11 protein-coding genes are annotated in these 12,785 nt (G+C 39.0%); 9 read left to right on the top strand and 2 right to left on the bottom strand.

Annotation, left to right across the window (positions count from 1 at the left end; translation table 11 throughout):
- The first annotated feature begins 419 nt into the window (after window positions 1-419).
- Together argB and A994_RS03005 are read left to right on the top strand one after the other, a co-directional pair.
- On the top strand, window positions 420-1,301 hold the full coding sequence (gene argB, locus A994_RS03010; RefSeq protein WP_004029797.1) for an acetylglutamate kinase: 882 nt from the start codon (window positions 420-422) through the stop codon (window positions 1,299-1,301).
- Window positions 1,302-1,508: 207 nt separating this feature from the next.
- The gene (locus A994_RS03005) at window positions 1,509-2,159 is read left to right on the top strand and encodes a DUF166 domain-containing protein (protein ID WP_004029796.1); all 651 of its coding nucleotides are present in this window, start codon (window positions 1,509-1,511) and stop codon (window positions 2,157-2,159) included.
- A gap of 158 nt (window positions 2,160-2,317) precedes the next feature.
- On the opposite strand, the gene A994_RS03000 is transcribed toward A994_RS03005, so the two are convergent.
- Window positions 2,318-3,700, bottom strand: a complete 1,383-nt coding sequence (locus A994_RS03000) for a hypothetical protein (protein WP_394295003.1) — start codon at window positions 3,698-3,700, stop codon at window positions 2,318-2,320.
- 412 nt (window positions 3,701-4,112) lie between these two features.
- On the opposite strand from A994_RS03000, the gene argC reads away from it, so the two are divergent.
- From argC to A994_RS02965, 7 genes are all read left to right on the top strand, one after another.
- Window positions 4,113-5,123, top strand: a complete 1,011-nt coding sequence (gene argC, locus A994_RS02995) for an N-acetyl-gamma-glutamyl-phosphate reductase (RefSeq protein WP_004029794.1) — start codon at window positions 4,113-4,115, stop codon at window positions 5,121-5,123.
- 474 nt (window positions 5,124-5,597) lie between these two features.
- Complete coding sequence (locus A994_RS02990) at window positions 5,598-6,092, top strand: flavodoxin family protein (RefSeq protein ID WP_004029793.1); 495 nt, start codon at window positions 5,598-5,600, stop codon at window positions 6,090-6,092.
- Between the two features lie 349 nt (window positions 6,093-6,441).
- Entirely contained in the window at window positions 6,442-7,284 is an 843-nt protein-coding gene (locus A994_RS02985; protein ID WP_004029791.1) for a protein translocase subunit SecF, read from the top strand.
- Window positions 7,281-8,492, top strand: coding sequence for a preprotein translocase subunit SecD (locus tag A994_RS02980; RefSeq protein ID WP_004029790.1), 1,212 nt, complete (start codon window positions 7,281-7,283; stop codon window positions 8,490-8,492). The genes A994_RS02985 and A994_RS02980 overlap by 4 nt, the downstream gene beginning before the upstream one ends.
- Before the next feature lie 229 nt (window positions 8,493-8,721).
- Window positions 8,722-9,195 (top strand): aspartate carbamoyltransferase regulatory subunit, encoded by a 474-nt coding sequence (gene pyrI / locus A994_RS02975; protein WP_004029789.1) that lies wholly within the window; start codon window positions 8,722-8,724, stop codon window positions 9,193-9,195.
- Between the two features lie 309 nt (window positions 9,196-9,504).
- Window positions 9,505-10,209 (top strand): DUF169 domain-containing protein, encoded by a 705-nt coding sequence (locus tag A994_RS02970; protein WP_004029788.1) that lies wholly within the window; start codon window positions 9,505-9,507, stop codon window positions 10,207-10,209.
- 200 nt (window positions 10,210-10,409) lie between these two features.
- On the top strand, window positions 10,410-10,820 hold the full coding sequence (locus A994_RS02965; RefSeq protein WP_004029787.1) for a secondary thiamine-phosphate synthase enzyme YjbQ: 411 nt from the start codon (window positions 10,410-10,412) through the stop codon (window positions 10,818-10,820).
- Between the two features lie 156 nt (window positions 10,821-10,976).
- Here the strand turns inward: A994_RS02965 and pheT are convergent, their stop codons facing one another.
- Complete coding sequence (pheT, locus tag A994_RS02960; protein ID WP_004029786.1) at window positions 10,977-12,647, bottom strand: phenylalanine--tRNA ligase subunit beta; 1,671 nt, start codon at window positions 12,645-12,647, stop codon at window positions 10,977-10,979.
- Window positions 12,648-12,785: the final 138 nt, after the last annotated feature.

Here is a 12,785-nt window from a genome sequence, read left to right as displayed (position 1 = left end):
TATTTTGGTTTATAATATAAATCCACTTATCATTTTGATTAAAGTTTTAGGGATATCTTTAGATCATATCCAGATCATCCCCTCACTTTAATGAAATGATTTTGTAAGTAAAAATAATTTAGAATATGAGTTATTTGCAAGTTAGAATAATTTAGAATATCAGATTCTGGATAGAATATAATTAAAGAAGATATGAATGGCTAGAGAAAATATCAATAGCAAAAAAATATAGTGCACAATAGATTAATAATTGAAGAAGATCATAAATCTTACAGATAAAAAGAATTTAGTTGAAATAATAAAATAAATAAGTTTATTTAAAATTAATAAGGTTTTTTATCAGAAAATAGTTTATAAAAATAAGTTTAAACCTTGAAACACTAAAAATTGTCTCAATATATTTAAATAGGTGTTTAAATATGGAAACTGTTAACATTCTCATCGAGGCCCTGCCTTACATCAAAAAATTCCATCAGAAAAAGATCATGATTAAGTACGGTGGCCACGCCATGATCGACGCTGCTGCCAAAAGTTCCACAGCCAGAGACACCGTTCTCCTGAAGTACGTGGGGATGAAACCAATCGTAGTCCATGGAGGAGGTCCAGAAATCTCCCGTTCCATGAACAAACTGGGTAAAGAACCTCAGTTCATCGGAGGACTGCGGGTGACTGACCAGGAAACCATGGATATCGTGAAAATGGTACTTGTAGGTAAAATCAACACCGAAATCGTGTCAAACATCGGCCTACACGGAGGTAAGGGCGTGGGACTCTCTGGTAAAGATAACATGCTACTTAAGGCACGCAAGCGCTCCCCACAGATAGTGGTGAATCAGGAGACTGGTGAAGAACAGATGGTGGACCTGGGATTAGTGGGGGAGATTGAATCCATCAATCCTGAAATCCTAAAAGTCCTAACTGAAAACAACTATATACCAGTTATCAGCCCCATTGGAGTGGATGATAAAGGTGAAACCTTGAATTTAAATGCAGATACAGTTGCAGGTGAAATAGGTGGGGAAGTAGGAGCAGAGAAACTAATCATACTCACCGATGTGCCAGGTATCCTACGCGACCATTCTGACCCTGAAAGTCTCATTAAGCGGGTCAACATATCCCAAGTAATGGATCTGATTGAAGATGGAACAGTCCGTGATGGTATGTTACCCAAAGTCCTTACCTGTATAAGTGCCCTGGAAAACGGAGTTAAATCTGCCCATATAATCGATGGACGGATAAAACATAGCGTGCTCCTGGAAATATTCACCAAACAGGGTATTGGAACCATGATCACCAAATAATATTCGGTCATTGAAAATTAAATTAATTAGATTACTGGAAGGTAATTAAAAGGTAAGTAATTAAGTGAAAGCAGATTAATTGAAAGCAGATTAATTTAAAACACTTTCACATTTTTTTTAATAATCAATATATATAAAAAATAGTCTAGAATGGTTTTAAAAATAGTCCAGATGGGTTTTCCAGAATAAAAAGAAGGGGAGATTGTTATGAAAATAATCATAGTAACAGATGGAGCCTACGGTGAAAGGGCATATGCAACTATTAAAGAGGAATTTGATTGTGAATATATTGTAATGGAAGCACCGGCTTCAGCTTTCATGGATGAAATTGATCTTCCATCTGAAACTATTGCCAGTCTGGAAAAGGCGGATATTATTTTAACCTATGTATTACACCCAGATCTTACCCTTGACCTGGTGGATGCTCTTCACAGTAAAGTGGAATGGATAATCGTTGGTGCCTGGAGAGGAGAAGGTTTTAAAAACCAGTTGGAAAGTTATGGTAATGTAACCTGCCCTGAAAACATGTGCGACCTAACTGAGAATGGTAATCCCATCTTTGATGAGTTCGTATCCAAGTTTGGTAGGCCTGTGGTTAGGGTTAACTGTCAGGGAGATAAGGTTGTTGATGTGGAGGTAATCCGCTGTTCACCATGTGGTAGCACCAGATTCGTGGCAGAGGAAATGGTGGGGGAAAACACCGAAACATTACCCATTAAAGCAGGGCTTAGAATACAACATTATCCCTGTCGTGCTCCTAAAATGAGACTTTTCACCGATGATGAATGTAAAAAGGAAATGGCCGCTAACTTCCATAAGGAAGCATTCCAGGAAGCTTTAGATAAAAAGAAAAAATAAATGAAAAAAAGAACCCAACTGGCAACTGTTACTCATGGGGAGTTAGTTTAAAAGATTCTATTCTAAGCTAAAAGATACTATTCTAAGCTAAAAGATACTATTCTAAGCTAAAAGATATTATCTTAAATTAAAAGATATATCCTAAACTCCGCCCGAAACTACTGCCATAGGCTTCTAACCTTAGTGAATCTATCCTGCAAATCGGATTGTGATACATTTTTGATGAATACAGGTTTGGTGTCATCACCGGTAACCTGATTGGGGAATTCGAAAAACAGGGAGTATCCAGGTTCATAAGCTGCAGAGTGGAACAGTACAGCCCTGTGGTTAGGATCTTTTTTAAGCCATGCTTCAACAGGAGCCTTGTCTTTAGGACTTAAAACACGAACTGCAATGATATTAGCACCGTTTTTCTCAGCTGCATCCACTACAGCACCGGTTTGCCCTACATTGGCGTCCACAATAACCTTATTCAGGGTTACCCCGTAAGTTTTCTCAAAAGAATCAAAGTAACGTTTGGGTGTGTCACAGTACTGGTCAGGGTAACCTTTTATAGTGGTCTGAACAATGATCTTTTCTTTTGTATTCATGTAGATGGGTTGAGCTCCAATAACTGCACCTTTACCATTTTTAAGTGCCCTTATGGGCATGGTCCCCAGTGAAGTTCCTGATGAATTCTGGTCTAGTAAATTACAGGTGAAACGGTCACAGGGTGCGTAACAGTTAATTCCCTTGGTGTTCATGTAAGCTTCGGCCTGAGCTTTGCCGGGTAGATCTCCGCAGGCTACCACTAAAAACGCATGGTTATTAACAGCAGTTGGAACCATGACATTCATACCATGGGTGACTGTTGCCATCCTGGTACCATTACCTGCATCAGTTGACCTTAAATCAGTCATTTTACCAGGGTCAACCGCATAGACATAATTGCCCTTATCATCCGGCCCATACCAAGTGTTGTTGATCTTCTTAACCGGCACATTGGTGGCAGGTATAACCGTCACATTGGCGTAATTCATCAGTTCCTTCACCCTTGCACCTTCCATCCAGGGAACTAATTGCGAAGGAGAAGTAGGTTTGAAATCCGGACTCAAACTGTTGTTGAGTTTACTTCCTGGATCCTTAGTCACACGGTCCACCTGGGTGACCACAGTAGCTCCCTGAGGAACCTGAATGTTAGTAGCTCCCAGAACCACCATGGAAGCATTCTGAGGTGCCGCCTGAACATCAGTAAAGTAGTTCGGGTTATTGTTATTGGTGGAATTAGCTCCCTGAGCATTACCCAGGGGATTTAAAAAGCCAATAGCAACAGCCGCGGCAATTAATAGAAAAACAAAGATAATACCAGCCAGGATTTTGCGGTTAACAGCTATCTTGAACCCGAAACCTGAAGAAGATGACGAACGTAGTGAATCAACATCACTGACATATCTCAAATTTCCACCACAGGAACATCTGGAAAAATCACTAGGTGACTCCCCATGTTTCAATCGGTATTTTCCATGACATTTATCGCAAACTAAATATCCCAAGACCTTCACCTTTACTGTTAATATAATTTATGTTTATAATATATCTCATTATATATAAAATCAACCCATTAACACACCTTCACAAGATAAATAACACATATTGAGAATAAGCAATTGATAATTTTTTAAAATCGATTTAACCCCTTAAAAATAACAGTTTCAGTTATAAATACCTGATTTGAAGATATTTTTATCAATTTTCAGAAAAGTTATTGACTACTCATAATGATGAACAAAGAATAGTGATCATAAATTGTGTAATCTAACAATTTGAAATCTAATTGAAATCTAATAATATGAAAATCCAATTGAAATCTAATAATATGAAAATCCAATTGAAATCTAATAATATGAAAAAGTACATGAAAATTGTATATAATATTTAATAGGCCAAAACACCAAGAAAAGTATGTGAGAAATTATGTTAAAAGTAGCGATTATCGGAGCCAGTGGTTACACTGGAGGGGAACTATTAAGATTCCTCAAGGATCATGAGAAAGTGGAAGTAGTAGCTGCTACCTCCAGACAGTATTCTAATACACCAGTTCGAAAGGTACACCCACATCTCCAGGATTTGGATTTAAAATTTGAAGACAAAGCTCCAGGAGATATAGATGCTGACCTGGTGTTCACTGCCACACCACACGGTGCTTCCATGAACATAGTCCCCCAACTGGTGGAAACCGGGGTTAAAGTAGTTGATTTGAGTGGAGACTACCGTTTCGATGATATCAGTATTTACGAGAAATGGTACGGCCTCAAACACAAAAAACCCCTGGACGCAGTTTACGGATTACCGGAAATGTATCGTGAGGAGATCAAAAAAGCTAATCTGGTTGCTAATCCTGGATGTTATCCCACTGGATCCATACTGGCTGGTATTCCACTGGTAAAAGAAGGACTGGTGGACACTATTATAGCTGATTCAAAAAGTGGTGTGAGTGGTGCAGGGATTAAACCCACACCTGCAACTCATTATCCAAATATCAGCGACAACATAGTGCCTTACGCAGTCACCACCCACCGGCACATGCCTGAAATTCAGGAAAAACTCCAGAAATTTGGTAATGTTCGTGTTTCATTCACCCCACACCTGGTACCAGTGATCAGGGGCATTATAACCACCCTCCATTCCTTCCCCAACCAGGAGGTAACATCAGAAGAGATTCAACAGATGTACAAAAACCATTACCAGGATGAACCATTTGTGCGAGTGCTGGATGCTGGTGAAATTCCACGCTTAAGTTCGGTGCGAGGATCCAACTTCTGCCATATAGGTTGCTTTGAAATTGATGATAATGGTAGGTTAGTTGTTGTTTCTGCCATCGACAACATTGCTAAAGGTGCTTCCGGTGCAGCAGTGGCCAACATGAACCTAATGTGCGGATTCCCGGAAACCATGTCGCTGGAAAGTTGTGGATTGCATCCTTAAATAGATGATTTTCATCTATATAGATGATTTACTCATTAGATGATTCACTCCTATAATAGATGGTTTGCATCTTGTAAGGGTGTTTAATCATTAAAATAAGGTGGTTTGTATCTTAGTATAGAGAGTTTGCATCCCCTACAACAGTTTTAGATCATTAAATGAAGGTGAAACGGCCATCTTATTTTAGGGAATTTTAGGGAAACATCAATCCCTAAACCTTTATAAAGTTTGATTCATATATTTTATGAGAAGAAGAGATAAAAGTGAGAAATTCCATTAAAACTTAGTAAACCCATTTATTCTTTACATAACCAGAGATTATCAACACATACGATATGCCATCATTCTCAGTGAAGTTTCAACATGTACTAAGTCTTAAAAAATGTTTAACAAGTTCTGGAATGTTTACAAGTCCTGGAAGATATCACTTATATTTAAAAAAAGTCTTTATATATTTGAGTTTTGAGGTAAATTATGAAAACCATGATCCTGTTTTACTCACGAACCAGGAAAACTGCCCTGGTAGCCAAAACACTGGCCCAGGAAGTTAACGCAGATTATTTAGAAGTAACCGACCTGAATAATAGAGCAGGGGCCATGAATTATATTAAAGCTTCGGTAGATGCATTCCGTGAGAATAAAACTTTAATAAAACCTGAATCAGTGGATCTAACTGATTATGACCTGATATACGTGGGAAGTCCCACATGGGCTGGTAAACCAGCACCAGCAATAGTAACCCTAATTGATCAATGTAACTTCCAGGGTAAGGATGTGATTCTTTTTGCCACCATGGGAAGTTCAGGGGGCCGGAAAGTAATTGAACGGATGCAAGAGAAAATAGAGCCCCGTGGAGGGCGTATGATCAAATCATTCCAGGTCAAAACCGGCAATAAAAAAACTGAAGAACTCACCGAAGCAGTTAAAGAGATTGTCAAGGATGAAGATCTACCCATATATGGAATATAAATAATGTTTAGACAGAACTACAGACTATAATAGTAATAAAATAAATTGTATTATTATTGAAATGAAATTGTACACTGACTTAAACTAATGACCACATAAAAATGAAGCGTATATCTACGAAGTGTATAATATTACAATTAGATAGATTTACAGTTAAGTTAGTTGAAACAATTGGCATAAGAAATCTCCAATAAAAACATCTCCAATAGGAAAATTCCAATAGAAAAAATCTCCTAAGAGCAATTTAAAAGTTATTGGCGAATTTAAAATGATATTCTATCCCAATTGAATCTTCATAAAATATAGATTTACTATAGAAAAAACATGACAAGAACGACTGGTGATTAAATTGATAACATTTGAAAGGTTACTGGAATCATACAAACCACTTATCGCCATTCCAGTGGTGATCACCATCATTGCCCTGTTATTAATAGCCACTATGGGCCTTAATCAGGGTATTGAGCTTAAAGGTGGGACTGTGGCAGTTATACAACTGGATAAATCTGTTAGTCAGAACGAACTTCAATCAATTATCAGTGCTGGGCTGCCGAATCAGACCGTAGAGGTTAAATCTATTACCAACAATCAGGCCACTGTGGATATTGTGGGTGACACTGATGTGGTTAAATTATCCTCCACATTAAATGGAACTGGAACAATAACGAGCTATAAATCAGTGGGTGCGGTTTTAAGTCAACAAGCAATGACACAAATCTATTATGCTCTGGCTTTTGCTTTCATCTTCATGAGCATAACTGTGTTCATTATTTTCCGTGATGTCGTACCCAGCCTGGCAGTTATTTTCGCTGCTCTTTCGGACATTATAATTGCAGTTGGTGGAATGAGCCTGTTTGGCATACCACTCTCAATTGCTTCTGTGGGAGCACTGTTAATGCTTATTGGTTACAGTGTAGACACCGACATACTCCTCACCACCAGAATACTTAAAAGGAAAGAGGGTACGGTGACTCAAAGGGCAATTGAAGCAATGAAGACAGGATTGACCATGGCTGCAGCAGCCATTGGTTCCATGGTAGCACTGTATCTGGTGGTTGTCTTCATGATACCAGCTGCCCAGACACTGGCAGATATTGCAGCAGTCCTAATCATTGGATTGATAGCCGATATCATGGCTACCTGGCTTATGAACCTTGGAATACTCAGATGGTACGTGGAGGCACGCAAATGAAGCTCAATGAATTCCTCAAAGATAAACGAGTGCTACTTCTGATAGTTCTGGTTATTGCCAGCATAGGTGCAATCTCCGTTTTAGGCATACAGCAAGGTTTAGACTTAAAAGGTGGATCAACAATACAGCTTCAGCTGGATCAACCAGTGGACACTGCAACCATGAACACAGTTACATCGGTTCTGGATAAGCGGTTGAACATTTTCGGGGTTAAAGACGTTAAAGTGTACCCCAGTGGAAACCAGAATGTTATAGTGGAAATAGCAGGGGTCCAACCAGATGATGTGGCCAAGATCGTTGGAAGTAACGGTAAATTCGAGGCCAAAATCAACAACCAGACTGCCCTGGTGGGATCAGACATCACCCAGGTGAAAACTTATCAGGTTACCGGAACTGAATGGCAGGTTCCATTCACCGTTTCATTGGATGGTGCCAACAGATTTGCACAGGTTGCTAAAGGTCAGGCCGGAGTTCCAGTGGATATGTACCTTGATGATGAATTGATTACCTCTCCAGAGGTTTCTGCTGAACTGGCCAATGGTCAACCATCAACAGATGTTCAGATCAGTGGAACTGAATCCACCAAGGAAGAGGCACAGACCCAGGCCAAAAGTATTCACACCCTCTTACAGTCCGGTGCATTACCCGTTAAAGTTAAAATTGTAGGAGTTAGCAGCGTATCAGCAGAATTAGGTTCACAATTTGTAAACGGTGCCCTTATAGCTGGAGTATTAGCCCTTCTGGTTATTTCAGCCATAATAATCATACGCTACCGTAACCCCATACTGGTCATTCCCATCATGTTAACCAGTATAGCTGAACTTATCCTGATACTGGGAGCTGCGGCGGTGATTCACTGGAACATTGACCTGGCTGCCATTGCCGGTATACTGGCTGCCATTGGTACAGGGGTGGATGACCAGATCATCATCACTGATGAGGTGCTCAAGGGATTCAGTGAGAAGAAAAAGATCTCTGGTGTGCGTAAACAGATAAAAAGCGCATTCTTCATCATATTTGCTGCTGCAGGAACATTGATCGCTGCCATGCTACCACTGTTCTATATCGGGTTCAGCAGAGGAGCATCAGGAATAGGTGTGCTTTCTGGATTTGCTTTCACCACGGTTCTGGGAGTTCTCATTGGAATATTCATCACCAGACCAGTGTACGCCAAATTCATTGAAATGATGCTGGATCCAAAAGGGTAGGCACGATGAATACAAAAAAGGAACTAACTTAATGGATACAAAATAGGAATTAACACGTTCCTATTTTCCACTCTTTTTTTAAAAAAAATTGCATACTTCTTTTTATTCTCGCATATTTTCCCTGCATAATCTCCATATTCTCCCATAATTATCAGGAAGATAGTCTAAGGGATAATCTTATAAAATATTATCAGAATATATTTCTCCTAGAAAAAAGAAAGGATAAAACATGAAAACTCCCCGGGAATTAAAGGTAAAACCAATTAAAAATGGAACAGTAATTGACCATATCAGTGCTAACAAAGCCCTTAGAGTCCTTAAAATACTGGGATTACCCAGTCCTAAAATAGCGGTGACTCTGGCCATGAATGTGCAGTCCAGTCAAATGGGAAACAAAGACATAGTCAAGATCGAAGGTAGGGAACTGGCATCAAGGGAAGTGGATGAAATCGCACTCATTGCACCTAATGCCACTATAAACATTATTCGAGATTATGAAATAGTTGGAAAAGGAAAAGTAAATCTTTTAGATGAAATTAACAATATTCTAACCTGTTCCAATCCGAACTGCATCACCAACACCGATGAACCAGTAACCACCCGTTTCACCGTACTGCAGAAGGAACCAATGATACTCCGCTGCCATTACTGTGAACGGATCATGGATCAGGCCGAAGTGGAAGCCCAGTTTAGAGTGTTTTAGGTTTTTTGATATTTATTTATTAAATTTTAAGAATTAACTATTTTCAAATTTTATTTTAAGACTAAACTATTTTTAAGAATTTATTATTAAGATTATAACATTATTAAGAATTTATTTTCATAAAATTTTCATTTTATTTTGTAAACAAGTTGTTAATTTTCAATCCAGATTTCGAATCCTATCAATCCTATAAGTTCCTTTTTTCCATGAAGTTTTTTAGAAAAAAATTAATTGGATTAATGAATAAAAGGAAATCAATAGTTAAAAAGAAACAACAGTTAATTTAATTTTAGAGGGGTGAATGGTTAAATGAGTTATAAAGAACAGGCAGATGTTTTTAAAAATGTCTTCAAATTAAAATATGAACCTATGGCTATTTCTTTTACAAATGAGGAAATTTCAAGTGGGAGATATGAAAAAACATCAATTTGTAAGGCAATGAAACTTGTAAGCCAGGGAGAAAGTTTCATCATTGACCAGAATGTTTCCACATGTCCCGGTGGTAGTCAGTACTGTGGTTTTATCGAGCCCCACACTGGAAAGAAAAAACGAAGTTTACAGAACTTTCTCACCAAGGGGGAAAAACTTACAAGCTCCATAGTTTCTTTTGAAAGAATGAGAACCCTAACATCACCACCTGCCACTGATTTAGCAGATAGGATTGTATTATGTCCTCTGGATAAGGCTGAAATACGTCCAGATATGATTTTATTTTTATGTAATGCCGAACAGGCATGTCGCCTTATAACACTCGACACATACTGGGATGGTAAATCACCGGAACAACAAATTATAGGTGCATTATGTCATTCCGCAATAGTTTACACCATAATCAGTGGAAATACAAATATGAGTGTGGGGGATTGGACTGCTAGAAGCCATCAAGGGTTTGAAGCAGATGTTATCTTCCTATCAGTACCCTATGAACGAATACACAACTTAATAGCAGCCATACCTCATTGTTCTGCAGGAGACGCTGAAGTACATATACCGGAGGAATTCCAATCAGATTAAATCTTTATTTTTTATTCTTAACAAAAAAATTCGTATCCTACTAAAAAAATCCTACTAAAAAAATCCTGGAAAAAAATTATATCAATAAAATAGTTTATTCCAAAATACTTCCTAAAAAAATCATTTTTGTTCTAAAATTGTTCTAAATCTAATTTGTTCTAAAAAATTCTTAAAAAATTCAACAAAGGGGGAAGTTTTTAATGGTTTTAAAACGTGATACTGTGAATGTAAACACATCCCAGAGAGTGGAAATCCATGATATAACCCAGGATGTGGAGGCTGTCCTTAAAAATAGTGGTATCAGTGAGGGACTTTTGAATGTTTACAGCCACCATTCCACTTCAGGTGTGGTTATTAACGAAAATGAATCGGGCCTGGTGAAAGACTTTCAGCTAGCCCTTCAAAAATTGGTTCCAGAGGGTGCAGGTTACCAGCACGACCGTATTGATAATAATGCCGACAGTCATATCAGGGGATTCCTTTTAGGGGGAAGTGAGACCATTCCTGTTGAAGATGGTCGATTGATGCTGGGAACCTGGCAGAGTATTTTCTTTGTGGAACTGGATGGTCCACGGCAGAGGAAATTAACAGTTACAGTGATGGGAGAATAAAAAAAATATCAGTTAAACCAATGGTTAACCAATTTATGGGTTAAACCAATAATTAACTGATCACGGAAAATTTTATTCAAGAGTTTAAACTTATTCCGGTGTTTAACTATTCCATAAGATAAACTTTTTCTAGATAACTTATTCCGGTGTTTAAACTTATTTAAGAGTTTTAAACTCTACTTCCACTGCCACCACTGGATATTCCAGTTCAAAGTTCCGTATGACTTCAGGGTTCACTTCACCGAAGAATCCTTCAACACATACTTCAGATGATTCTTTTTTCACTCCTTTTAGTCGGGCACATCGGCCCTGGATGAAGCTGGGATGGTCCAGGTCTTCAATCTCCATTTCCAGTCCCAGGTTACTTATCAGTGCATCACTGGTTGATTTGATCTCGGTGAAGTTGGCCTGGGAGTGGGTGATCATTGCTGCCATCTTTTTAACACCCCTGGTTTTAGTTTCCTTTTCTGAATCCAGGAAGACAGTATCTCCAACTTCAAAGATTCTCTGTGGAAGTTCTTCGTGTTTGTTATCTTCTAAAAATTCCAGTAAACCATTGAGAAGGCTCTGGCGGATCATGGTCCTGTCCTGGCTTATGGGCTGGGCTACTTCCACCCGTTCAGTCTCTGGGAGTTTCATTTTATGGTAATGGTTCTCCTCGTTGGTTAACATGAGACTCATAACCTCAGCAAAGCCCAAACCATTCATGATCTCCCTGACATTCTGATCAAAGTCCATGTAAGGATCTTCCCTGGCCACAGTGGCCACCCTGGGTATTTCAGGTTCTATTTTCCGGAAACAATAGCCAATTGCAACGTTTTCGATTATATCCACTTCGTGGAGGATGTCTGCACGGTAAGGGGGGATCAGTACTTTTACTGTGTCCTCATCAACAACTGTAGCATCGAATCGTACCTTTCTCAGGGATTCTGCCACCACTTCGGCTGTGAGTGGAATTCCAATCAACTTAACTGCATTTTTCACACTAACAGTGCGTTCTTTTGGGGTTAAATCAGGTAATATCAGTGTTTCATCTTGATAGATGTTTTCCATGGTCTTTATGGTGGCCCCTGACTCTGCAAAGCTGGTGGCAATTATATTAAGGGTTCGCTCCACTGCCTGCTGGTCAGTGCCGGTGACATCCACAAAGAGGTTCTTGGTGTCAGTGGTGAGTTTAGTTAACTCTCCGTTGATGATTGGTGGCATGGAAAGAATGTTACCTTCTGAGTCCATCAGTAGAGGGAACCGGTCATATTTTTCTATCAGGTGGGCGTATGATTTTCCTTTCTTATGTTCGGTTAAAATTTCCCTGAGGGTCATCTCTTCATCCATTTCCAGGGGTACGAAGGATGTTTCATCAGGCTTCGCTGCCAGGTAGCGGAAGGGTCCCTTCAATACGTCCAGGTTGTGGATTCCGATTGCCACTTTTTTACGGTCCCGTCCTATTACCCAGTGCAGGTCTTCCTGGAAGTCCATTATCTGAGGGAGTTTGTCCTCGGTTAAATTGACATTTAATAGCAGGCAGCAGGCAGTGTAAGGTCGGATACCTTCAAGTCCAGGGTCTATGGTTATACTGGTGCCTGATGGTTCCAGCGGGTACTCTGGTATTCCTTTTTCTATTTCCAGGAATCCCTTAAGTGCCCGGGCCACCCCTTCCACACTCAGGTAGTCCGGTCGGTTGGGGAAAAACTCCACTTTAACCCCTTCATCATCGTAACCCTCAATATCACTCCCGATCATGGGGAGAAGATCGATTAGTTTATCCCTGTCTATGGATCGGTTTAACAATTCTTCCAGGTCAGTGTAAGTAAATTCTATAACAGGCATAACTTTTTCCTCTTATCTTTTTTTATGTGACTTTTTTAAGTATAAATTACGATTTAAATTTAATTTCACGTTCTTATTGTAATTTAAGATTAGTTTTCAATTTCAAATTATAATTTGAGATTAATTTTTCGGTTTAAA

The organism is Methanobacterium formicicum DSM 3637, assembly GCF_000302455.1.
Classification (GTDB): domain Archaea; phylum Methanobacteriota; class Methanobacteria; order Methanobacteriales; family Methanobacteriaceae; genus Methanobacterium; species Methanobacterium formicicum_A.
The sequence above is the reverse complement of the archived record's forward strand: the minus strand, read 5'-3'. Positions and strand labels throughout refer to the sequence as shown.